The sequence below is a fragment of the Oceanobacillus indicireducens genome, from assembly GCF_014647195.1.
Lineage (GTDB): Bacteria > Bacillota > Bacilli > Bacillales > Amphibacillaceae > Oceanobacillus > Oceanobacillus indicireducens.
This window is the reverse complement of the sequence record NZ_BMOS01000006.1, coordinates 87,742-107,077: the sequence shown is the minus strand read 5'-3', so window position 1 is coordinate 107,077 and position 19,336 is coordinate 87,742. Positions and strand designations below refer to the sequence as shown.

The following is a 19,336-nucleotide window of genomic DNA, read 5'->3' as shown; positions in this document are numbered from 1 at the left end:
CAGAATCAGGGATTTACGGACTGTTTATCCCCACCCTTCACATATTGGGTTTCCCCCATGTTTAGAGGAGGAGGTATTACAGACCGTTAATACGTGTTAAAGTGAAACTTCATTCAGTGGGGCATCCTTACCCCCCACTGAATGTTAGTTGAACAGAATCAGGAATTTACGGACTGTTTATCCCCGGCCTTCACATATTGGTTTTCCCTCATGTTTAGAGGAGGGGTATTACAGACCGTTAATACGTGAAAAGTTTGAGTAAACAAAGACAGTTCTAAGTGTTTAACATCTAAAGAACTGTCTTTGTTGTGCATATTATCAGGATGTTAATAGCTGGACTTATGATTGGGATACTTACTGGTACGATTATTCCGCTTATTTTGTATATGTTTAAAAAAGACATTGAGATGCTAAAACATGTTACATATGAATTTGGTATGGAAAATGGAAGTGAAGATGTGAAGCAGCTCGCCGATTATATTGCCCCAGCGAATAATCAAAATGGGGTGTTAAAGATAATCGATCAATACTTTGCAAAGGAAGGACCATTTAATAGTATTTGCTAAAAGGAATGAGTAAATGAATTTACAAAAAGAATTAACGATACAACATAACCCGACCGGCGCAACCCGGTTGGGCTTAGCTTTGCTGCTAGGAATGCTAGCGTTTTTAGGACCGCTTAACATTGATATGTATTTGCCGAGTTTTCCTGGGATTGCTGCGGATTTCAATACAAGTGCTTCGCTTGTACAAGCAAGTTTAACTGCATGTTTATTAGGGCTTGCTGTCGGTCAATTAGTTGTTGGCCCGATTAGTGATGCCCAAGGGAGACGGAAGCCTTTACTAATTGCTACAGCGCTGTTTGCTTTCGCTTCGCTTCTCTGTGCGCTCGCGCCGAATATAATAATATTGATTAGTGCTCGATTTATACAAGGGCTCACTGCTTCAGCGGGTGTTGTTCTTTCGCGTGCCGTTGTGCGCGATGTATTCAGTGGCCCAGAGCTTACAAAGTTCTTTTCATTGCTAATGGTGATAAACGCTGTTGCTCCGATGATGGCTCCAATGATTGGCGGCTTTATTTTATCGTTTGAGTCAACAAATTGGAAGAGTATTTTTTATTCTTTAGCTTTAATTGGCCTTATCATGGTTGTAATTGTGGCTTTCAACCTTAAAGAAACCTTGCCGCCTGAAAATCGAATCCCAAGCTCAGTAGGTGCCTCGTTAAAAACGATGGGGAGTTTATTTACGGATCGCTCGTTTATCGGTTATGCTTTAGTTGTTGGATTTATCCATGGTGGGAGTTTTGCTTATGTGTCGGGGACTCCATTTGTCTACCAGGGAATTTATGGGGTCTCTCCACAAGTATTTAGTGTGCTATTTGGAATCAATGGATTGGCAATCATTACGGGGAGCTTTCTTATCGGACGCTTTAGCGGGATTATTCCCGTGAAAAAGATGCTCCAGACTGCAGTCATCGTTGCGCTTTCTGCAACATCATTATTGCTCGTCATGACGATTATTGAAGGTCCTTTAGCTGCCATTGTCATTTTGATTTTTGTTTATATGATTACAATGGGAATGATTACGACAAGTACATTCACATTAGGGATGGCGAAACAAGGACATCGTGCGGGAAGTGCGAGCGCTGTTCTTGGTATGCTGCCGTTACTTCTCGGATCTCTTTGTTCCCCGCTTGCGGGTATTAATGAAGCGTCGGCAGTTCCAATGGGAACGATTATGTTTACAACGACTCTGATTGGTTTTACAGTATTTTTTACAGTTGCGAGAAAAGATAAGGCAGATGAATAAAAATTAGTGCTCAATAACAGGAGATTAATTGTAAATGAGATATGAAGTAGCGCGCCGATACTGATGTATGTTTTTATGTGAAAAAACGTCCACGATTTTTTAAAAATCGTGGAAATGAAATAATGGAACAGAGACTATACAAAAAAGGAAATGATCGAATGAAAACAGAAAAAGAGAAAATGATAGCTGGAGAAATATACAATCCTGAAGATCCATTGTTAGTAAAAGAGCGGAAGGAAGCAAGGCGAAGGGTTAGAAAATATAATCAAACTTTAGAAACGGATGAGGAAAAACGAGTTGAAATTTTAAAGGAATTACTTGGCTCTACAGGGGAAAATATATATATGGAACCGAATATACGGTTTGACTACGGATATAACACCCATGTAGGTGAAAATTTCTATGCGAACTTTGATTGTACAATTTTGGATGTATGTGAAGTGAGAATTGGTGATCATTGTATGCTCGGGCCGGGTGTGCAACTTTATACAGCGACACACCCACTTGATCCGGTAAAACGCAATTCGGGTATAGAATATGCGAAACCGATTAAGATTGGAAATAATGTCTGGATTGGTGGTAGTGCAATAGTAAATCCGGGTGTAACGATTGGTCATAATGTTGTTGTGGCTTCAGGAGCAGTAGTGACGAGAGATGTGCCAGATAATGTTGTAGTCGGAGGTAATCCAGCTAGAATTATTAAACATATTGAGGTAAATGGGTAATCGGATGTAAAAGAAATGATGTCTAATAATTCAAATATAGAAGGGATTTGCAAGATTTTCGACCATAAGCCCACTGAACTTTACGGATTCATTAATATGGCGGAAAATCACGATATAAGCACTTTGCGGTAAAAGATAATCTAGTATACTATCGCCTTGTTAAATGAAATAAATCTAAAAAGAGAGAGGGCTTGCCGAAACGATGAAATGGATAGGAAAGAAAAGTATTATTTTTATAAGCATACTTACTTTACTTTTATTAGTAGCTTGTCAGGGAGGATCTGATGATAGTGACTCTGCTTCCGGGGAAAAAGAGGAAAACGATGCATCTGAACTGACAGAAATTGTCGGGATTGATCCCGGTTCTGGAACAATGAATATAGCAGCGGAAACGGTAGAAGCGTACAATTTGGATCTAGAGTTGCTGCCGAGTTCAGAACCGGCGATGTTAACGGAACTTCAAGGTGCAATTGCGAATGAAGAACCGATTGTTGTTACACTTTGGGAGCCGCATTGGATGTTCAGTGAATATGATTTGAAATTCTTAGAGGATCCACAAGGTACTTTAGGTGAATCGGAAAATATTCATACAATGGTAAGACACGGTCTTGAGGAGGAGCAACCAGCAGCTTTCAAGCTCCTAGATAACTTTTACTGGGAAGTAGAAGACATGAATGAAGTAATGTCCAAGTTTGGTCAAAGCGATGAAGTAGAGCCACGCGAGGCAGCGGAAGAATGGATTGCAGATAACCGGGACAAAGTCGAAGTTTGGACGGAAGGAATAGAGCCAGTTGATGGAGAGACTATTGAATTAGGCTATGTGAATTGGGATACGGAACTATCATCAACGAATGTTGTTGCTTTAATGCTTGAAGAATTAGGTTACACGGTCGAATTGACTCCACTTGATATGGGTATCGCATTCGAAAGTCTTTCAGAGGGAGAAATCGATGGCATGCTTATCGCTTGGCTTCCAGTAGGAGCTGCTACTTATGCCGAACAATATAAAGATGACATTGTTGACCTCGGACCAAATTTAGAAGGTGCTCAGCAAGGATTTGTCGTCCCGGCGTATATGGATATTGATAGTATTGAAGAATTGCCGACGAAATAAGGGGCTTGTCACCTTATTGGATTTTGGTGAATGATGTTGAAGGTCAGATAAGCTATCTGGCCTTTTTTCAAGACTTATTTTGCTACCCTAAATGATTTGGAGGTTAATACATAATGGATGTTGAACAATTATGGTCAGAGGTTTTAGAAAGGATTCAACAGAGAATTCAAAAGGCAAGCTATGATACATGGTTTAAGAATACAAAAGCCGTTGAAATGAAGGACAATCTCTTAATAATAGAAACAGCTAATGAGTTTCAAAGGGATTGGTTGGAGAATCGATATAAGGAGCAAGTTGAGGAACTATTGTATGTACTAACTGGTGAAAGATTAAAGGCTTCCTTTACTATTGGGGAAAAAATGATGATGACAAGTTCTACAACTGAAGCACATTCTCAAACGAAGTATATTGATGTATCAGACCTGCTAAAGAAAATTGAAAACCTTGAAAGAAGAGTAAGTGAATTAGAGAAAAAATGAAGTTTTTTGGAACGTTCTAATTTTGAGTTAATAATAAGGGATTTTAAAACGCACTTTTTTCGTCTTAACAGACTGAAGAAAGTGCGTTTTTGTAGGATTATAACAGTTCCTTATTTTTCTTATAGGAACGCTTTAAGGAAATATAACTCGATAAAAACGATACTACACTGACACTTATCAATAAGCCTAAAATTTCAACCCAATTGTTGAGACTCGAAGGTATATTAATGAAAATCAAATACAGTGCCATAAAAATAATAACAAATCCAATTGTTCTAATGCATATCACTCTTAACTCTTTTTTGTACGCATGTTTTGTGGCAATATCTGTATATTCCATCCCGGCTAGTATATATCTTCCTGTTACATAAAAGAGGAAGATGGCAATGGCTGCCAATAAGACAGTTTCCGTGTCCAGATTAAAAAACTTGTTGCAGATCATCATTACAATAAGGGAAAGAAAAAGGATAATTGCTCCTTCCGTGAAAAAGTAAAGCATCTTTTTTTCCTTATATTCATCATCCGGTAATAGAAAGGATATCCAAGATTTCATTGCGTATCAACCTCCCAGAATAATTCGTCCAATGTTTTGTTAAGTGACTTTGCTAAATTAATACAGAGCTGGAGACTAGGATTATATTCCCCTTTTTCAATGAGCCCAATTGTTTGCCTGGTGACACCAACCTGGCGCGCTAGCTGCTCTTGTGTCATGGAATTTTTAATTCGAGTAATTTTTACGTTGTTTTTCATTTGTCACCCTACTTACGAAATGTAAGATATAGATTTCTTTTGTAATTTATATCTTACATCAGAGAGGAGGGTAAAGTCAACTGTGAAATAAAAAATGTACGAATTAGACCAACATTCAGGGAGGGCTGACATTCAATAAATCGCGTTATAAAATTAAAGAACCCTCCAAATCAAAAATTGGAGAGTTCTTCATGCAAGCTGTTATGAAATCTGCTTCATCAAATTCGCCATCTCAATAGCTGCTGTTGCAGCATCCCAACCTTTATTTCCGGCTTTCGTTCCAGCCCGCTCAATGGCCTGTTCAATTGTATCGGTCGTTATGACACCGAAAATAACAGGAATACCATCTTGCATATTAATCGCAGCCACACCTTTAGAAACTTCACTACATACATAATCAAAATGTGGGGTAGAGCCGCGGATTACTGTACCAAGTGTAATAACTGCATCATATTTTTTAGATGTTGCTAACTTTTTTGCGACGATTGGAATTTCAAAAGCTCCTGGCACCCACGCAACATCAATATCATCTTCATTTACACCGTGTCTGCGTAAGGCATCTTCAGCTCCTGCGAGTAGCTTACCGGTAATAAAATCATTAAACCTTCCAACGACAATCCCGATTTTTAAATCGGTTCCTACTAAATGACCTTCGAAAATATTACTCATTTTTCTTCTCCTTCAATGTTTTTCCTATTTATTATCAAACGAAACTTCATTCAGTAGAAGTTTCGACGCACAGAACATGTTAGTGTCGACGTTGCGAAACGAATCGCGTTTTTAGTCGACTGCTCCTCCCCCACTGAATTCGCTTTCGTGAATCAGGGTGTTAGCGTCCGTTATCCCCCGACTAGATAGATTTGATTACTCTCTATTTTGAGGCGAGGGTTTTACGAATGATTTCACCGTGATAAAAGAACCTTGCTCGATTTGCGGTATTCTACTAAATCCTTAATTGTCAAAATAACTAAATTAAAGTGCTCTGCAACTTTTTTCAGTTCCGCACCGCGCGCCATTGTTCCATCTGGGCTCATAATCTCGCAAATTACCCCAACTGGTTCTGCACCAGCAAGCTTAGCTAGATCAACTGCAGCTTCGGTATGACCAGGTCGTTCCACAACACCGCCACTCTTTGCAATCAGCGGAAAAATATGCCCAGGTTTATTAAAATCACTAGCTTTGGCTTCAGGATCCAACATGTTTAAGATTGTTGTTGAACGCTCAAAAGCTGAGATCCCGGTATGTGTTGAAACATGGTCAATCGACACGGTGAATGCAGTCCGGTAAGGGTCCGTATTCTCCGGCGCCATTAGGGTTAAGGAAAGCTGCTTTGCTTTTTCTTCTTCAATAGGAACGCAAATCAACCCTTTTCCTTCGTTTGCCATAAAGTTAATCATTTTCGGTGTTGCAAATTTTCCTAATGCGAGAAAATCGCCTTCATTTTCCCTGTCCTCATCATCTACTACAATAATTGCTTTCCCTTCTTTTAATTCCTCGATTGCTTGCTCTACGGTTGCGTACAATTTATTCACCTCATCCATTTAAAAATCCACTTTCAGCTAGGGTTGCCTTCGTAATTCCATTCGTTGCTGGTTGTTCTGATCTTTTAGAAAGTAAATTCTCCATATACTTTGCGAGCATGTCACATTCGATATTCACGAAATCACCAAGCTGTTTCTCGCCAATAATCGAGTCTGCTTGCGTGACAGGGATTAGGGAAATGACAAATCCATTGCCTGTAATTTCAAATATCGTTAGTGAAGTGCCATCGACCGTGACAGATCCTTTATCAATAAAATATTGCAGCAATTGTTGATCTGTCTTGATTTCCATGTATTTCGCATTTTCATGACGGCGAACAGAAATGATTTCTCCAGTCCCATCGACATGGCCACTGACAAAATGACCGCCAAATCGACCATTCGCTGCCATTGCCCGCTCTAAATTAACAGGGCTCCCGATCTGTAACGTATGGAGCGTTGTCGCTTTAACCGTTTCGGGCATAACGTCAGCCGTGAAAAAGCCTGGTCCATGTTCATGGACAGTTAGACAAACACCGTTCACCGAGATACTGTCCCCGAGATTCACATCGGACAGAACTGTCGTACATGCGATTTTAAATTGTAATGAATTGGGATTTCGTTTAATGGATTGGATTGTTCCAATTTCTTCCACAATTCCAGTGAACAATGAAATAAAACCTCCTTCTAGAGATCACGTGTAATCTTCTGTTTTTGTAAAATAATGTATTTGAATTCTTTCCACCGCGGGGCGTTTGGGTGGTAAGGAAAGAGTTTGATTGGAGTACGGTTTTTATAAACATGCATACATTTAAGAAATACGGAAATATGCGAGGATGCATAAAAGAATTCCGTTTGTTCTTGCATATGCCATAAGGAGTAAGGCTTCTGTTTTGTAACCGTATCAATTAAAATGCGCGACCTGAAGCTATTTCTCTATATTAATTTACTCTCTGCAGCTCCTTTCTGTTTTAAAAGAGAGAATACTAGAATCGGCATCGCATAAATTTTCGCAACAACTTCTCCCATCCAGACTGTAACTGTCGGTGCTGGAATTACACCAGCTCCACCGTCTCCTAAAGAGTACGGGTCACGGACTTACAAGCATAACACTTGAACACCGCCGGTAAGGAGTTTCACCTTGCCCCGAAGTTATTGGAAAATATTATACTACTATTAAAGTATCATGTTCAATAAAATGTGGCAACTGGATGTACCTATTTGGCGAAATGGAAATACGTTTATCCCTAACTCTATGATAATCATTTATTCCTCATTTTCCTTATACAATGCCTCCATTTCCTCGCCAATTTTCATTAAATAGGATTCTTGTTCAGAGGTAAGCATGGTAGGGAACTGAAAATCCATTGTCTCCTGAGCCATTAACTCCTGCGCCTTTTCCAGTTCCATCGCAAAGGCTTCTTTATCCTCAACATGTCTTGTTGCCAGTTCGGTTAGTTCCATTAGTAATTCAAAAGCTTCTGGTGAATTTGCAGGGACATTATCTTGCATCAATTTTTCTAACTTAGCTAGCCAATCAAGCATTTCCACGTCCAGTAGTTGCTGGTATTCTTTTGGCAGGGAAAAGTATTCTTTAGCAACCGATTCCGGGAGATACTCTTTCGCCCATTCCTTCAGATCTTCCTCATGTTCCATTTGAAAAAGTAAAGAACTTAACACTGTCCAATTGATTGATTTTCCTGCCTGGAGTAAGTTTTGTACTCGCTCGACAGCTTCGATTGCCTGATTTAATTCATCCCGCTTTTCGGTTAAAAGTTTATGCTGCAAAGGTAATGATTTCTCGAGCTGCGCAGCACCATCCATTTCATCTTTTATGAAATCTTTGATCTCTTGTAATGGATAGCCCAAAAACTTTAGTGATTGAATTTGTTGCAGCTTCGCAAGTTCATTTAATCCGTAAAGTCTGTGGCCTGATTCATTTCTTTCAGTTGGTACGAGTAAACCTAACTCTTCATAAAAACGTAAGGTGCGTACGGTTATTCTGGCCTGTTTGCTGAATTCACTTATTGAAAACTTAGGTGCTTCATGATTCATAAAAAATCCCTCCATTTTATCAGGTATTAAGGGTCTGTAATCCCCCACTGAATGAGTTTCGCTTTATTGTTAATTATAAGTTATCATGTGACGTAACGGAGGGGGCAAGGGGGAAAGGCTAATTTGTTTGGAAAATCGAGAGTAATTCTGAAATTGCTATAGATTTAATACTAAAAAAACCTTAAATAAATGAGTACTGTAAAAATCCAAACTACTTGAGATGATGCATTCTTTGTATAAGAAGGTGTCTTCGCCTGAACGGCTCCGAATTCGTTAATTTCGTGTACATAGAAGGCGCCTAATCGGATGAACGACTCCGGTTCCGTTAATTTCGTGTATTTAGAAAGCGCCTAATCGGATGAACGATTCCGGTTCCGTTAATTTCGTGTATTTAGAAGGCGCCTAATTGCGTGAACGACTCCGAATTCGTTAATTTCGTATACATAGAAGGCGCCTAATCGCGTGAACGATTCCGATTCCGTTAATTTCGTGTAATTAGAATTCATCTAATTGCCTGAACGAATTGGATTCCGTTAATTTCATGTACATAGAAGGTGCCTAATTAATTCCGTCATGCTCGTACAATTAAAAGATGGTCTAACCACCTAAAAGAATCCAATACCTAACGTTTAGATCGATTATAAAGCATCTAAAAAAGGAAAAGGACATGCAAATTAGCGCACGTCCAACTATCATTCTACAAATTCATGCCCAGCTAGCATCGTCACAATTTCATTTTCAATTTCCTGCATCGCTTCACTAGGACCTAAATGATTATTTATTAGAATTGAAAAAATAAGTTTTTCTCCGTCTAGACTCGTCACATAACCAGATAATGTAGACACTCCCGTGATCAAGCCTGTTTTTGCTTTTACATTTCCTTTGGCGGGTTCTGTAGTCAAACGATTACGTAATGTCCCACCCACAAGTCTATCTTCTTCTCCAGCAACAGGCAGGGAGTCCTCAAACGCGTCAAACCAGCTCTTATTCTGGATTTCATATAAAATTTGCGCGATATTATTTGCTGAAATCAGTGTCTTATGTGACATTCCCGAACCATCACGAAGGAGGAAGGATTCTCGTTCCACACCAAGTTCCGTCACGACATCTTCCATTACTTCAAGACCTTTATCCCAAGTCCCTGCCCCGTGGATTTGCTTCCCCATTTCCTTCGTTAAAGTTTCCCCAATTCCATTGTTACTTAATTTCATAAAGGGTACGAGTAACTCGGAAAGTGGAATGGATTTTTTACTAGTAATGATCTTGGCTTGTTCGGGAGTCGCTCCCGTCACATCACGGGATTCATCCGTAAATTGAATTCCCTCTTCAGCTAGAGCGTCACGGAATACAGTAAGTACATACCCGGCTGGTTCCCACACCGAGACCCAAGAACGTGATACTGTTCCGTCTACAGGCATTGTTCCTTCCACGATTATGTTATTCGTCCCATGCTCCCGCTCAATGGAAATCTCTTGAGCCTCTCCTGCTTGCACGAGTTTTGTCTGATTGACAATTGTGACATAATCGGTTTCGGGAATTACCCTGACTTGGGCTTTTCCTTCCGCATTTTCACTAGGCATCACCTCAACAATCACTGTTCCCGCATCATAATCTTCATTAGGTGAAAGGGTTAGAGCAGAAACTTGGGAGCCCGTATGAAACGGCTCATCCGACCAGTTTAAATCCTGGGAAAGTCGTATATTATCATACCACGTATCATCGCCAACAAGGTCGCCATCAATGGTTTCAATTCCTTGGGCTTTTAGTTCCCTAGCAAATTGATCGAGATCAGACTTTAATAATGTCGGGTCACCTTTTCCTTTTATATACAAATTACCATGTAATATGTTCCCTTTCAGCTCTCCATCTGATAAAATTTCAGTTTGGAACCGGTAATCAACCCCAAGTGTTTCTAAGGCAGCAGCTCCAGTAAGTAATTTCATATTGGATGCCGGGTGAAGACGAATGTTTCCATTATGGGAAAATAAGAGATCTCCAGTTGCAGCATGTTTCACAGTGACTCCAACGACAGCTCCTTCAAGCTGTTCATTTTCTAAAATGGCATTGATTTTTTCCTCCAATGGTTTACTTTCGGTACGTGTCATTGAACTTTCCTCCTTAGATGCTTCTAAGAATAAGGGTTCCTCCGGGAATACTGACGGGAGGCTTGCAACAATTAGAATTACGATAAAAAACAGCATCGTTTTAAGAAAGGGTTTTGATTTCATGTATCCACATCCTATTTCAATATCGAACGGGTAAAAAGAAGTATGTCCATTATTGAATTATATCCGGCCGGAGTAAAAATTATGAATGATGGGAAGAGTGGCTAAAAAAAGTTTGAGTTCTGTAGTAAAATTAATGAATGCATAGAAAAATAACAACGCAGATAAAGGAGCAGCAAGATGAATGGTACAGCACATGCAACAGTTGGCGGAGCAATAGGCTTCGCTGCAGCAAATATAGTTCAAGCAGATCCAACGGTAACTTTTCTGTTAGTTGGCTTAGGAACCGTATCTGCTTTAGTTCCAGACCTGGACATTGACGGGAAGTTACGTGGGAAAATTACATTGTCCCATAAATTAGTTCGGTCCGTCGCGCAATTTATTGGACTCTTAATGATTATTTATAGTTTTTTTGAAGGAGAAGATAACCGGCAATACCTCGGGATGGGGATAGGACTTGCCATGCTGGCAATTTCTTCACGATTAAAACAAAAACATATGCTGACTCTAACAAGTGTCGGAGTCATTGCTGGAGGTGCTTCACTTCAGGAGATTTGGTTGATTCTCTTTGGAATCTATATGCTCATCGCATCCTTTGTTCCTCATCGAAGTTATACCCATTCGATAATTGGAGTGATATTCTTTAGTTTTATTACATTGAAGCTGGAAGAATCATTAGCAATTCAAGGCGTTCATTATACATGTCTTGCCGGATATATTAGCCATTTGGTTACAGATAGTAAATTTCTTCCGTTCAATGACCGGGGGATAAAGTTGTTTCTGCCATTATCATCGAAGGATTTTTAACAGATACATAGTAAGTTATTGCACCCCATATCGGATGATTCGGGGTGCAATATATGAAACAACTTTTCTATGTTTAGATGTTAGTCATGTGGAGATTTTAGCCGCAATTCTTCTGTTACTTGAATGCTGCCAGCTACAGATTGTAGCATTGCACAGTTTTTGCGTGTAAGCTCTATCGCTTTTTCAGCTTTTTTCTGAGAAATATCCTCTGCTTTTATCGTGTAAATCAAGTGAATCTTTTCAATCCGATTTGCTATTTCTTCATTTCGTGTTACTTCCGCTTCAATCGTAATATCCTCATATGATAAGCGCATTTTCTTGAGTATATTTCTTAATACCCCACCACTGCACCCCACGATGGAGGAGATCATTAATTGAAACGGTCGATACCCATATTCACTCTGCCCCGAAACTTTTAGCTCGCCAAATTCAAAGCTTGACTCAAACCCATGTTCATTCATCTTAAATTTCAAATTTATCCCCTACCTTCAATATATATTCATACATCAATTATAATATAGAAACATGAAAATTTAGTGAAAATATAATCATATCCTCAAATAAGAGCATTTTTTCTTGGTAGATCATCTCCTCTTCGGGCACTGATCCACCTTAGCATCATCCTAAATCAGCAACATTTCCCAAGTAATCAACGAAACATAATCATTGCTCCACGAAAAGGCATGCATTATAATATTCCTAATGAATATTTAGAAAAGTATTGTATTTTCAAATTCATAAATACCATAGAAGGAGTGCTAAAATGACAAACAAAGTACAAATTGGCAGAACAGATCTAGTTGTAAATCCGGTTGGTATGGGGACAAACAAAATTGGTGGTCATAATCTTTTTCCGAACTTAGATGAAGAAGCAGGGAAAGATGCAGTCCGTTATGCAATTGATCATGGTATTGACTTTATCGACACGGCTTATCTATACGGGAAAGGCCGTTCAGAAGAATTAATTGGTGAGGTAGTGAAGGAAACGGGAAAACGTTCTGAACTCGTACTGGCAACGAAGATTTCACCAGTTTTTACTGAAGATGGAATGATAAATAATAACAATCCCGACTTTTTAAAGCAAGAAGTTGAAAAGAGCTTGAAACGATTAAAAACAGATTATATTGATTTAATGTATATTCATTATCCAGACGAGGATACGCCAAAGGCTGAGGCAGTCGGGGCGTTGCAAGAATTGAAGGATTAAAAGTGGGTTTGATGTGATTGGCACTTATACGGATAAAGTAGGGGAAGCGAAAATAATTCTTGAGAAAGAGTTGTGATTAGGCTTGCCAGTCCAATATTACAATAGGAATCATGTCAAAAAGAATTAACATATCAAAGAGACAATCGCTCAAGAAGATTGTCTCTTTAATTTTTCCATTTTTCCTATAGACATATATATCACATTATGATATATTGAAGTCTGATGCAAGTATCGCTTTATGATATATCATGAATAGATATAGGAGATGATTGCTTGAAAAAAACAGAGCAATTAACAGATACGATGTTTTATATTATGGCTGCTTTAACGAAACCGAGACACGGTTACGCTATTATGAATTTAATTGAAGAAACTACAAATGGGGTAATTACAATAGGTCCAGCATCCATGTATACGATTATTAAAAGGTTATTAAAACAAGAGTGGATTTATTTGTATGACGGAGAAGATTCAAGGCGCAAAACATACGAGCTTACCGAATATGGCAGAAAGGTACTGGAAGAAGATTTGCAAGTGAGAAAACAAATGATTGAATTAGCAGAAAGTGGATTAAAGGGAGAGTGAAAAATGAGTAAAACAAAATATATTACATCAGGTGGACTAGCTTTCTCTGAGTATGAAGATATGGATAAATTACGTCGATATTCTCTAAAAGGCTGGCATGTCAGTGATTTTAGCTTTATGGGCTATACGCTCGAAAAAGGAGAAAACAAAGATTACATTTACACAATAGACTATCGCTCATTACATGCTGACGAACAAGATGAATACTTTGATTTCTTTTTTAACTCTGGCTGGTCGCATGTTTCTTCTTCAGCAGATATTCATTTATTCCGGGCTCGTCCTGGTACAAAACCGATATATACGGATCCGGATACAACGATAACGATCATTATTTTACTATTTGTCAGAGGGACGGGCACTACAGTTAAAATTCTAACATCAATGGTGATCGGAGGGATCGTATTTCCAACAGTAGTTTGGATCGTTATGACCCTTTACCATAAAATTAGAAGAAAACATGAATACACTAACATTTGAATGAAAAAATGGAGGGAATCAAATGGAAATAGAAATATCTGGTCTAGGAATCGGGTTAGTTTTGTTAGCTGTCGGGTTAAGTCTTATGGGATATTTTATTGGGAAAGGCCTACAAAATATGGGGCATCCCGAGAAAGGCCATCATTATCATTTCTTTATCAAAGAAAGTGAGTTGGAATATTACTCCAATCTAGACAAAAATGAGATTGAAGAATTATTGAGAAAGTATCCCAATGCCCCTAAGATTGAATTAAACGGAACAAATTATTATCCATACAAAAAATTGATGGAGTGGTTTTCTTCACATGATTATTAATGAATAGTGGAGAGATTCACTAGAAGAACTAATTAGAAAAATGAGGGTGAAGAATTATACCGTGAACAAGATAATGAGGAAACGTCGTAAATCAAATGCATTGAAGTAGAATGGATTGGTAGGGGATAAAGTGGTTCATGTATGGAAGTCTTATTTATTGTTGGTTGCAGGTGTTCTGACAGGAATTATGATTGTGAGTATACTCCGAAATGGGGAAATTAATTGGACCGTAGTTGGTGCTACATTTATTTTATCGCTTTACTTATTCCTTTCTTTATTATTTATTCGCCGGGAATTAAAAAATAAATAGTAAAAAAATGTTCTTTTCAATTAGTGGATACAAAAACTTGTAATGAATGATGTAGTCGATTTTTACAACGATAGGGATGGTTACAATTTTCATACTGTTCCTAACATGATTTGTAAATTCCGGGATATACATATATAGAGGGGGGGATTTTTATCGCGAAAAAAATTCTGCTATTTTGTGATCCTGGAATAGATGATTCGTTTGCAATTATGTATATGATGATGGATCCCGAGATTGAAATTGTCGGTATTGTAACAAGTTACGGGAATGTACCGAAAGAGCAAGCAACGGCTAATGCAGCCTATCTAATGCAACTTGCTGGGAGAACGGATATCCCGATTATTCCTGGAGTTTCCCAACCGATGGAGGATGATTATTTAGCATTTTATCCCGAAATTCATGGAAAAGGAATTGGTCCAATCCAGCCGCCACATCCGTTGCAATATCAAACGTACCCATTTGATACAATCAGGTTTATCATAGAAAAATATAAAAATGAACTTATTCTTGTTGATACAGGGCGATCAACAGCGCTCGCTACAATATTTATTTTATTCCCGGAACATGCAAAATTGGTTCATTCCTATTATGTAATGGGCGGGGCATTTTTTATGCCGGGGAACGCCACAGCGCTCGCTGAAGCTAACTTCTATGGCGATCCGAATTCTTCTGATTTTGTCGTCAAGTCTGCACACAATTTAACAATCACGCCTTTAAATGCAACACAATTTGCCGTTATTACAGAAGAAATGGTTCAAGCTGTATCTAAGAATGAGAAACAATATTATGCTGCGCTGATTGTCCCTGTTTTTGAATATTACTATGATTTTTATCAAAAGTTGATGCCAGGTATTCAAGGTGCACCAGTGCACGATCTGCTCACCGTCATGATTATTAATCATCCCTCCCTCTGTGATTACATATATTACGATGTGCATGTCGCTCGCTGCGATGAAGTAAAGGGGATGTCGTATATTGATTACCGGCCGACGAGTAAAAGAGGAAAGACAAGGATTGCAGTGAGTCTTGATTATGCAGCGTTTGTGGAGCAATTTAATAAGGTAATGTTGCCGGAGTGAATTGTGTTTTGTTTAAGAAAGAGAATATGCGTGAAGGATCGGAAGCAATCATTTGTTGATTGTCTTTTTTTGTGCAATTATGTTGGAAGAATTATGTTAATATTAAATCATAATTAATGCGGTATATTGCTCGAATATACTTCGGGGGGAATTCGGATGGTAAAAATAATGGGATTAACCAATGACGAACAATTTCAGCAGGCAGCAACACTTTACGAAGAGATTTGGAAAGATAATGACCATTCCATAGAAGAACGGATTCAAAAACATAGCTCCTATAGCGGTTTTAGAGGACTTGCTATTTTGTCAAATGAAGGAAGTATGATAGGTTTTTCGTATGGATACACCTCATTGCCTACACAATTCTATCATAATTTGCTGGCTGAGGAATTAAATGCTCTGGAATATCAACGGTGGCTAAAAGATTGTTTTGAATTTGTTGAATTAGCAATTCATCCATCTTATAGAAACCGGGGGTTTGCAAGATTGTTAGCTACAAAACTAGTCGAAGCAGTTGAAAATAAGACAGCTATTTTAACAACACAAGTTGATAATCATCCTGCTCGCACATTATATAAGTCATTGGGCTGGAAGGATATTAAAGAACCTTTTTTTCCAGGTAACTCGAAACAAGCTTATGTGATAATGGGGAAGGAATTATAATTCATTTCAATTATTTGGCAGCATAAATTAAAGTTGTTCATTTTAGAGATTCTTGAGGTTTGTTTTAACGAAAAGAACATATAGGGGAGTTTTATCATGAAAGATAAAAAAGATATTATATCCTTGATAAGGGAAGATCAATGGATGATGGAGTTATTACGTTTAACAAGTTCACTGAATCTTCCGGATTGGTGGATTTGTGCTGGCTTTATTCGTTCAAAAATATGGGATACCTTACATCATTTTGATGATCGAACACCCTTATCAGATATTGATGTAATTTATTTCGATCCTTTAAATAGTACGGAAATGGAAGAGAAGATATATGAGGAAAAGCTTAGACGTCTTATGCCAAATATACCCTGGTCTGTGAAGAATCAAGCAAGAATGCATATACATAGTAAAATGCCGCCATATACATCATCTGTTGATGCTATTTCTAAGTTTCCAGAAACAGCAACAGCTCTTGGGGTGAAATTAGACGGGAATGGTAATCTAGTATTAACTGCCCCATGGGATATTACAGATGTTGTTCATTTAGAGGTAAAACCTACACCCCATTTTAAAAATGATAAGCAACGGGTAAAAATCTATGAAGAACGTGTTATGAAAAAGAATTGGCAGGTAACCTGGCAGAAATTAAAAATTTATCCTGCTGAAGGGGGGAAATTAAATGAGTAATCCAATAAGAGAAATTTATAATAAACTAGCCGACGCTTATCAGCACGATACGGACTGGGGTAGTCCTTACAATGTATATTATGAACGCCCTGCCATGATGGCTGCATTGCCCTGCCAATTAAAAGGAAAAAAGGTACTGGATGCCGGTTGTTCAGCTGGCTGGTACTCTTCGCAACTTTTGGCTGGTGGAGCGGAAGTTACCGGTATAGACCTGAGCCCCAACATGATAAAAGCAGCACAGCATCGAATAGGGGATAAAGCAACATTCCTCTGTCATGATCTTGAAGAACCTCTTCCGTTTAATGATAATTCTTTTGATGTTATCGTAAGCTCACTGACGCTTCATTACATAAAAGAGTGGACGAACACCTTCCAGGAATTCAATCGCATTTTAAAAAGTGGTGGAACTTTGCTATTTTCTGTTCATCATCCATTTATGGATTTTACCCGGTACGAATGCGATGATTACTTTAAAAAGCAACTTCTATCAGAAACCTGGTATAAACCAAATATTACAATTGATGTGATCTTTTATCGGCGGTCTATGCAAGATATCGTGAATGAAACGACTGAATACTTCAATCTAGAAAAGTTGATTGAACCGAAGCCGGATGAATTGATGAAGAAAGTGAAGGAAGAGGCTTATCATTATCTCATGACTCATCCACATTTTCTTATTGTAAAAGCTATTTCAAAAAAGGGTGATCTAGATAAGTGAGATACAGGCGATTAGAGGGGAAAAATGGAAAGTACTATTGGAAATAGGTGGTAATGATTCATTTAATGGGGGAATAAGTGGTGAAGCTGAAAAGTTTCTTACCTGCATTTTTGGCAGGGGCAGGAAAAAAGGGTAAGTAAGTAGCTCAAAGGTTGGTGAAAATGAAAACTTTTATTATTGTTTTAGTGGTATTGCTAATTTTATTCATTCTTTTTATCATATCTGGAATAGCAATTAATAAACGCAATTTAAGGAAAGACAAGCATGATTTATTAAATTACTTTAAGAAGCATAAAGATAGGCTGTCTATTACGATTAAGGAAGATGGTATAGACACATTAACTATAAATTCTAATCAGAAATTTCCGTTAGCTAGTACGTTAAAAGTACTAATAGCGTTTAATTTTGTAAAGGCTGTAACAAATAAGAGATTTTCAATTAATGATAAAGTGGAATTAGATGAGCTTGATAAATTCTATCTCCCAAATACGGATGGAGATGCTCATCCCAGGTGGAAAAAGTCTATAAATAATCCCGCCGATGTTTCTCTAATGGAAGTAGCAAAGGGAATGATGCAGTTTAGTTCTAACGCATGCACAGATTTCCTCATAAACAAAATAGGAATAGATACAATTAACAATAGTTTAGATGCTCTCCAACTGGACAGCCATGATCAAATAACCTATTTAACTCCACCAATTTTAATGCCGCGTTATTTGTCAGATAAGAAAAAGATAGCTAGGCAACAATTAGAATCAATGGCAATACATAAATACCAGGAGTTGTCGAAAGAATTATTTGAAAAAATGACGACAGATGGGTGCAACGATCTTAAAGAAAACATGTTGAAAATGTTGGACCATAAGACACAACTCGCAATAACTAAAAAGATGCCTTCCTCAACCACAAGAGAATATGCTGATTTTATGTACGAATTAGGAGGAAATCTACTTAGCGAAAAGGAAAAAGATTTATTTAGTGAAATAGTGATTGGTAAGAACATCAAAAGTGAAGAGGATGCCTACTTTTGGTACAAAGGCGGAGCGACCATGTTTGTTTTAACATCTGCTTTATACAGAAAATTTTATGGTAATACTATCGCTGTATCTCTTTTTATAAAGGACGATACGGGTGGTGAGCTCTACTGGATAAGAAATATATTCAATGATTTTGTTATCAGTACGGCGCTAGATGCTGATTTTAGGGAAAAAGTAAAAGAATCGCTTCGTTAATTTATGTTGGAAAATATATTTATAGATTTAAAAGGAATAGCAAATGATATAGGATTTCGCATTTTGAAGTTTTGCAAAAGGAGATTTAAGATGAATATCAGGTTGTTAAATAAAGACGAAAACCCACCTATTGATTTGTTATTGCTAGCGGATCCCTCTCGAGAAATAGTGGAAGCGTATTTGGAAAAAGGAGAATGTTTCATTGGAGAAAGTGATAATCGCGTTATTGGAGTATATGTAATACTTCCGACCAGACCGGAAACTGTGGAATTGGTGAATGTTGCGGTTGCAGAAGAATTTCATGGTAAGGGTTTTGGGAAAACATTGGTAATGGATGCTATTCGAACTGCCAAAGAAAAAGGTTACAAAACAATGGAAGTAGGTACTGGAAATTCAAGTATCGGGCAGCTTGCACTTTATCAAAAATGTGGATTTAGAATTATTGGTGTAGATATAGATTTTTTCATTAGACATTATGATGAGGAAATTATTGAAAATGGTATTCAATGCCGAGATATGATTCGGTTGTCTATGGATTTATAAAATTGTTTTCTAGAAATGATGGCTGCTGGGGGAGGATTAAT

General features: G+C 38.0%; 23 protein-coding genes, 2 pseudogenes and 1 riboswitch. Of the genes and pseudogenes, 17 read left to right on the top strand and 8 right to left on the bottom strand.

Annotated features, from left to right (window positions below; genetic code table 11):
• Window positions 1-341 precede the first annotated feature (341 nt).
• The 5 genes from IEX94_RS05875 (at window position 342) to IEX94_RS05855 (ending at window position 4,127) form a co-directional block, all read left to right on the top strand.
• Window positions 342-566 (top strand): HAD hydrolase family protein, encoded by a 225-nt coding sequence (locus IEX94_RS05875; RefSeq protein ID WP_229782585.1) that lies wholly within the window; start codon window positions 342-344, stop codon window positions 564-566.
• A 37-nt stretch (window positions 567-603) separates the two neighbouring features.
• Entirely contained in the window at window positions 604-1,809 is a 1,206-nt protein-coding gene (locus tag IEX94_RS05870; protein WP_188856469.1) for a Bcr/CflA family efflux MFS transporter, read from the top strand.
• A 158-nt stretch (window positions 1,810-1,967) separates the two neighbouring features.
• Window positions 1,968-2,534, top strand: coding sequence for a sugar O-acetyltransferase (locus tag IEX94_RS05865; RefSeq protein WP_188856424.1), 567 nt, complete (start codon window positions 1,968-1,970; stop codon window positions 2,532-2,534).
• A 202-nt stretch (window positions 2,535-2,736) separates the two neighbouring features.
• The gene (locus IEX94_RS05860; protein WP_156857829.1) at window positions 2,737-3,648 is read left to right on the top strand and encodes a glycine betaine ABC transporter substrate-binding protein; all 912 of its coding nucleotides are present in this window, start codon (window positions 2,737-2,739) and stop codon (window positions 3,646-3,648) included.
• A gap of 113 nt (window positions 3,649-3,761) precedes the next feature.
• The gene (locus IEX94_RS05855) at window positions 3,762-4,127 is read left to right on the top strand and encodes a DnaA N-terminal domain-containing protein (RefSeq protein ID WP_188856423.1); all 366 of its coding nucleotides are present in this window, start codon (window positions 3,762-3,764) and stop codon (window positions 4,125-4,127) included.
• Between the two features lie 97 nt (window positions 4,128-4,224).
• Here IEX94_RS05855 and IEX94_RS05850 read toward each other — a convergent pair whose 3' ends face one another.
• From IEX94_RS05850 to dacB, 7 genes and pseudogenes are all read right to left on the bottom strand, one after another.
• Window positions 4,225-4,680, bottom strand: a complete 456-nt coding sequence (locus IEX94_RS05850; RefSeq protein WP_156857827.1) for a DUF3278 domain-containing protein — start codon at window positions 4,678-4,680, stop codon at window positions 4,225-4,227.
• Entirely contained in the window at window positions 4,677-4,877 is a 201-nt protein-coding gene (locus IEX94_RS05845) for a helix-turn-helix transcriptional regulator (protein WP_156857826.1), read from the bottom strand. Before IEX94_RS05845 ends, IEX94_RS05850 begins: the two co-directional genes overlap by 4 nt.
• Before the next feature lie 201 nt (window positions 4,878-5,078).
• Window positions 5,079-5,546, bottom strand: coding sequence for a 6,7-dimethyl-8-ribityllumazine synthase (gene ribH, locus IEX94_RS05840; protein ID WP_156857825.1), 468 nt, complete (start codon window positions 5,544-5,546; stop codon window positions 5,079-5,081).
• A gap of 236 nt (window positions 5,547-5,782) precedes the next feature.
• A pseudogene (ribB, locus tag IEX94_RS05835) lies at window positions 5,783-6,400 on the bottom strand (3,4-dihydroxy-2-butanone-4-phosphate synthase); the annotation flags it as partial.
• A 10-nt stretch (window positions 6,401-6,410) separates the two neighbouring features.
• Window positions 6,411-7,067 carry a riboflavin synthase gene (ribE, locus tag IEX94_RS05830; protein ID WP_188856422.1) on the bottom strand — a complete coding sequence of 219 codons (657 nt, stop codon included), beginning with the start codon at window positions 7,065-7,067 and terminating at the stop codon, window positions 6,411-6,413.
• A gap of 343 nt (window positions 7,068-7,410) precedes the next feature.
• A riboswitch (FMN riboswitch) is annotated at window positions 7,411-7,555 on the bottom strand.
• Window positions 7,556-7,663: 108 nt separating this feature from the next.
• The gene (locus tag IEX94_RS05825; protein WP_188856421.1) at window positions 7,664-8,452 is read right to left on the bottom strand and encodes a MerR family transcriptional regulator; all 789 of its coding nucleotides are present in this window, start codon (window positions 8,450-8,452) and stop codon (window positions 7,664-7,666) included.
• A gap of 692 nt (window positions 8,453-9,144) precedes the next feature.
• Window positions 9,145-10,557 carry a D-alanyl-D-alanine carboxypeptidase/D-alanyl-D-alanine endopeptidase gene (gene dacB / locus IEX94_RS05820; RefSeq protein WP_229782584.1) on the bottom strand — a complete coding sequence of 471 codons (1,413 nt, stop codon included), beginning with the start codon at window positions 10,555-10,557 and terminating at the stop codon, window positions 9,145-9,147.
• 300 nt (window positions 10,558-10,857) lie between these two features.
• On the opposite strand from dacB, the gene IEX94_RS05815 reads away from it, so the two are divergent.
• Window positions 10,858-11,484, top strand: a complete 627-nt coding sequence (locus tag IEX94_RS05815; protein ID WP_156857821.1) for a metal-dependent hydrolase — start codon at window positions 10,858-10,860, stop codon at window positions 11,482-11,484.
• Between the two features lie 80 nt (window positions 11,485-11,564).
• Here the strand turns inward: IEX94_RS05815 and IEX94_RS05810 are convergent, their stop codons facing one another.
• Window positions 11,565-11,957, bottom strand: a complete 393-nt coding sequence (locus tag IEX94_RS05810) for an OsmC family protein (protein WP_188856419.1) — start codon at window positions 11,955-11,957, stop codon at window positions 11,565-11,567.
• Window positions 11,958-12,247: 290 nt separating this feature from the next.
• Between IEX94_RS05810 and IEX94_RS05805 the strand changes: the two are divergent.
• The 11 genes and pseudogenes from IEX94_RS05805 to IEX94_RS05755 all read left to right on the top strand — a co-directional run.
• Window positions 12,248-12,688, top strand: a pseudogene (locus IEX94_RS05805) (aldo/keto reductase); the annotation flags it as partial.
• Window positions 12,689-12,964: 276 nt separating this feature from the next.
• Window positions 12,965-13,276: a PadR family transcriptional regulator gene (locus tag IEX94_RS05800; protein ID WP_156856676.1), complete on the top strand. Its 312-nt coding sequence runs from the start codon at window positions 12,965-12,967 to the stop codon at window positions 13,274-13,276.
• Window positions 13,277-13,279: 3 nt separating this feature from the next.
• A complete protein-coding gene (locus IEX94_RS05795) occupies window positions 13,280-13,753 on the top strand; it encodes a DUF2812 domain-containing protein (RefSeq protein WP_156856675.1) in 474 nt (157 codons plus the stop codon).
• A gap of 22 nt (window positions 13,754-13,775) precedes the next feature.
• Window positions 13,776-14,069 carry a DNA-binding protein gene (locus IEX94_RS05790; protein WP_156856674.1) on the top strand — a complete coding sequence of 98 codons (294 nt, stop codon included), beginning with the start codon at window positions 13,776-13,778 and terminating at the stop codon, window positions 14,067-14,069.
• Between the two features lie 130 nt (window positions 14,070-14,199).
• Window positions 14,200-14,379: a hypothetical protein gene (locus IEX94_RS05785; protein WP_156856673.1), complete on the top strand. Its 180-nt coding sequence runs from the start codon at window positions 14,200-14,202 to the stop codon at window positions 14,377-14,379.
• A 146-nt stretch (window positions 14,380-14,525) separates the two neighbouring features.
• On the top strand, window positions 14,526-15,458 hold the full coding sequence (locus IEX94_RS05780; protein WP_188856467.1) for a nucleoside hydrolase: 933 nt from the start codon (window positions 14,526-14,528) through the stop codon (window positions 15,456-15,458).
• A gap of 156 nt (window positions 15,459-15,614) precedes the next feature.
• On the top strand, window positions 15,615-16,121 hold the full coding sequence (locus IEX94_RS05775; RefSeq protein WP_188856417.1) for a GNAT family N-acetyltransferase: 507 nt from the start codon (window positions 15,615-15,617) through the stop codon (window positions 16,119-16,121).
• A 96-nt stretch (window positions 16,122-16,217) separates the two neighbouring features.
• On the top strand, window positions 16,218-16,802 hold the full coding sequence (locus IEX94_RS05770) for a nucleotidyltransferase family protein (protein ID WP_188856416.1): 585 nt from the start codon (window positions 16,218-16,220) through the stop codon (window positions 16,800-16,802).
• A complete protein-coding gene (locus IEX94_RS05765; protein ID WP_188856415.1) occupies window positions 16,795-17,520 on the top strand; it encodes a class I SAM-dependent methyltransferase in 726 nt (241 codons plus the stop codon). Before IEX94_RS05770 ends, IEX94_RS05765 begins: the two co-directional genes overlap by 8 nt.
• 161 nt (window positions 17,521-17,681) lie before the next feature.
• The gene (locus tag IEX94_RS05760; protein ID WP_188856414.1) at window positions 17,682-18,752 is read left to right on the top strand and encodes a serine hydrolase; all 1,071 of its coding nucleotides are present in this window, start codon (window positions 17,682-17,684) and stop codon (window positions 18,750-18,752) included.
• Between the two features lie 90 nt (window positions 18,753-18,842).
• Window positions 18,843-19,295 (top strand): GNAT family N-acetyltransferase, encoded by a 453-nt coding sequence (locus IEX94_RS05755; RefSeq protein ID WP_188856466.1) that lies wholly within the window; start codon window positions 18,843-18,845, stop codon window positions 19,293-19,295.
• Window positions 19,296-19,336 lie beyond the last annotated feature (41 nt).

What these genes read in the sequence shown, in the direction of transcription:
- dacB (WP_229782584.1), bottom strand. Translation starts at nt 10,557, where the DNA reads ATGACACGTACCGAAAGTAAACCATTGGAGGAAAAAATCAATGCCATT.
- IEX94_RS05770 (WP_188856416.1), top strand. Translation starts at nt 16,218, where the DNA reads ATGAAAGATAAAAAAGATATTATATCCTTGATAAGGGAAGATCAATGG.
- IEX94_RS05775 (WP_188856417.1), top strand. Translation starts at nt 15,615, where the DNA reads ATGGTAAAAATAATGGGATTAACCAATGACGAACAATTTCAGCAGGCA.
- IEX94_RS05790 (WP_156856674.1), top strand. Translation starts at nt 13,776, where the DNA reads ATGGAAATAGAAATATCTGGTCTAGGAATCGGGTTAGTTTTGTTAGCT.
- IEX94_RS05815 (WP_156857821.1), top strand. Translation starts at nt 10,858, where the DNA reads ATGAATGGTACAGCACATGCAACAGTTGGCGGAGCAATAGGCTTCGCT.
- IEX94_RS05760 (WP_188856414.1), top strand. Translation starts at nt 17,682, where the DNA reads ATGAAAACTTTTATTATTGTTTTAGTGGTATTGCTAATTTTATTCATT.
- IEX94_RS05860 (WP_156857829.1), top strand. Translation starts at nt 2,737, where the DNA reads ATGAAATGGATAGGAAAGAAAAGTATTATTTTTATAAGCATACTTACT.
- IEX94_RS05875 (WP_229782585.1), top strand. Translation starts at nt 342, where the DNA reads ATGATTGGGATACTTACTGGTACGATTATTCCGCTTATTTTGTATATG.
- IEX94_RS05865 (WP_188856424.1), top strand. Translation starts at nt 1,968, where the DNA reads ATGAAAACAGAAAAAGAGAAAATGATAGCTGGAGAAATATACAATCCT.
- IEX94_RS05825 (WP_188856421.1), bottom strand. Translation starts at nt 8,452, where the DNA reads ATGAATCATGAAGCACCTAAGTTTTCAATAAGTGAATTCAGCAAACAG.
- IEX94_RS05795 (WP_156856675.1), top strand. Translation starts at nt 13,280, where the DNA reads ATGAGTAAAACAAAATATATTACATCAGGTGGACTAGCTTTCTCTGAG.
- IEX94_RS05765 (WP_188856415.1), top strand. Translation starts at nt 16,795, where the DNA reads ATGAGTAATCCAATAAGAGAAATTTATAATAAACTAGCCGACGCTTAT.
- IEX94_RS05755 (WP_188856466.1), top strand. Translation starts at nt 18,843, where the DNA reads ATGAATATCAGGTTGTTAAATAAAGACGAAAACCCACCTATTGATTTG.
- IEX94_RS05850 (WP_156857827.1), bottom strand. Translation starts at nt 4,680, where the DNA reads ATGAAATCTTGGATATCCTTTCTATTACCGGATGATGAATATAAGGAA.
- IEX94_RS05845 (WP_156857826.1), bottom strand. Translation starts at nt 4,877, where the DNA reads ATGAAAAACAACGTAAAAATTACTCGAATTAAAAATTCCATGACACAA.
- IEX94_RS05855 (WP_188856423.1), top strand. Translation starts at nt 3,762, where the DNA reads ATGGATGTTGAACAATTATGGTCAGAGGTTTTAGAAAGGATTCAACAG.
- ribH (WP_156857825.1), bottom strand. Translation starts at nt 5,546, where the DNA reads ATGAGTAATATTTTCGAAGGTCATTTAGTAGGAACCGATTTAAAAATC.